A 2,532-nucleotide genomic window follows, 5' to 3' on the forward strand; every position below is an offset into this window, starting at 1 on the left:
ATCCCCTCTTCCCCGAAGCGCACCCAGATCATCCTGACCTCGCTCATCCTCGGGCTCATCGTTGGCATTGGGGCGGCCTATCTGAAAGAGGCGCTGAACGCCGGCTTCACCACGCCGCGCGAGATCGAAACCCTGCTCGAAATGCCGCTGCTGGCTTCGATATCCCGCTTCACGCCCCGTACCAAGGACGAGAGCGGCCGCATCCTCAGCCTGCCCGAATACCCCCTGCGAATGCCGCTGGCGCGCAGTTCGGAGGCCATACGCTCCTTGCGTAGCGCCGTGCAGATGAGCGATGTCGACCATCCTCCCAAAGTGGTGCAGGTGACGTCGACCCTGCCGGGCGAAGGCAAGACGACGATCGCCCTGATGATGGCGACCTCGGCGGCCCAGTCGGGCCAGAATGTGCTCTTCATCGATTGCGACCTGCGCCACCCCTCGGCTTCCTCGCAATTGAGGACAGACAAGGGTCCCGGCCTGATCGAATGCCTTCTGGGCGAGATCGAGCTCGAGCAGGCGCTCTTTTACAGCGAAAAGCTTCGGATCTGGGCGCTTTCAGCGGGCGGCGAGAGCAAGAACCAGCCTGATCTTCTGGCCTCCGAACGCATGAAGGCGCTGATAGCAAAGGTGCGCAGCCGGTTCGACGTGGTGATCGTGGATACGCCGCCGATGGGACCGGTGATCGACCCGGTGATCGTGTCCAATCTCGTCGACAAGGTGATCTACATCGTGCGCTGGGCCTCGACGGCCCGGGAAATGGTGCAGCAATCGCTGCGCCAGATCGCCGGCCAGAAGAAAGTCGCCGGCATCGTGTTCAATCACATCATGGACGACAAGGCCAAGAAGTATGGCCGCTTTGCCTATGGCTACTATTATGGCAGCCGCTACTACCGGAAATATTACGAGAAATGAGCGGTCGGATAGCGCGGATAGGCACGGCGGTCCTTTGCATCGCTGTGGCCAGCCTTGCGGTCTGGCGCTCGGTCCCGGTCCTCGGCATGGATGAATGACGACTGATGCCAAAGAGCTGATTTGAGGAATTGGTAAATGTAGCGGATCGAGATTATCCAGGCTTGGGCTTGAGATTGTCGCAGTTTCTGGCTCGGATTAGCTGAGTCATGAAGGTCTTGAATCACGGCTTCACGCTCACGAGACGGACAGGAATGCGCCTGTGAGGAGCGTCTTGGTGACAGGCGGTGCCGGCTTTCTATCGGCCTTCGCGAGGGCCTGACCAGGACGATCGCCTATTTCGAGGATCTGCTAAGATCGGACGAACACAGGGTGCTGCATAGCCTCGGCCCCGCCCAATGAGGCCTTGAGATCGTCTTTTGGGATGGGCCACGATCTCAATGCGATTGTTGATTGGTCGGGCTTGGTTTAACCTACCATCTGGCCTGACGTGGGGACTGGCGCCGGGAGAGTGGCATGAAATTTCTGCTCAAGGCATCGAGGCCGTTGCTTCTGGCATTTGTGCTTGTTGTTTCGCCAATCCTGCTTGCGCAGGCTCGCGCTCAGCTCATTACGAATGGCGGCTTCGAGACGACAACGGGGTGGACTTACGCGGGAGGGTCCACAAGAACACAACAAGGCACAATACTTCTCAACCCGCCGGCGCATAGTGGGAGTTTTTATGGCACGATTGCCACCGGCGGCGGCACGATTTCGCAATCTATCAATATTCCGACGGCCGGTACCTATCAATTGAGCTTCTATCTGGCGCCGCAACTTTCTCTTTCTCTTGGAACTTTGAATTTTAGTGTCCAGATAGGTGGAACTACTTACAATTTAACCTATGGAATTACAATCATTGGTTTGGGAGGGTACAATCTTTATACACTTACGGTTAACCTACCCGCCGGCTTGACAAATCTAGTTTTCACGAACTTACCGGGCTTGTTGACATCGCCTTTGCGTCTGGACGACGTATCCCTGGTGCAAATCCCCGGACCGGTGCCGGGTACGAGCACGATTTCCTATTTGGTGGTGGCCCTCCTGGCCTTGATGCTGGGACGCAGGCGAATGAGGGATGGGGTGAGATGGCTCAAGGGTCTGTTATCGACGCGTAGCTCATAATTTTCGTCACGACTGCACTACGAGGCCAGCCGCAAGAAGATTCGATTGACCTTCAACGCGCTTCGCGGTTCCAGTTTAACCAATATGAGTCTGGTCGTGGATTATCGTTCCGACGCATAATCTCATCCTGATAGCCGCGCTCCATTTCGGCGCCTTGCGTTAGGGCAACCCATATGCCTCCTCTGCCCATCGAGGTTTCACTGGTCATTTTCGTGATCCTGGTGGGTATCGGCATCGCCGGATTCTTTGCCTCGTCGCGGCCCTACAATATTTTTGTCGAAAGCTGGCGACAGGCGTTCTTGACTATTATACACCAGCCGGGGCTGTTCTTTGCCGCCTGGTTGATTTTCGCCATTCAGGAGTTGGTGCCACCGGTATCTTTCCTGGTGGCATGGCCTTCGGGGCTGGTTCAGATCGGGCTGCTCGTCGCTTTTCATGCCATGACGACCTATCTGCTCGCCC

Annotated in this window: 3 protein-coding genes; all 3 read left to right on the plus strand. The window is 56.8% G+C overall.

Going from position 1 to position 2,532, the window contains the following annotated elements; genetic code table 11:
- Positions 1–909, plus strand: a 909-nt coding sequence (locus AB4037_RS34420) for a polysaccharide biosynthesis tyrosine autokinase (RefSeq protein WP_441774647.1), incomplete at its 5' end; no start/stop codon positions are given.
- 513 nt (positions 910–1,422) lie between these two features.
- Entirely contained in the window at positions 1,423–2,070 is a 648-nt protein-coding gene (locus AB4037_RS34425) for a hypothetical protein (RefSeq protein ID WP_441774648.1), read from the plus strand.
- Between the two features lie 173 nt (positions 2,071–2,243).
- A partial coding sequence (locus tag AB4037_RS34430) for a hypothetical protein (RefSeq protein ID WP_441774649.1) occupies positions 2,244–2,532 on the plus strand: 289 nt, incomplete at its 3' end.

The organism is Labrys sp. KB_33_2, from assembly GCF_052114505.1.
Classification (GTDB): Bacteria; Pseudomonadota; Alphaproteobacteria; order Rhizobiales; family Labraceae; genus Labrys.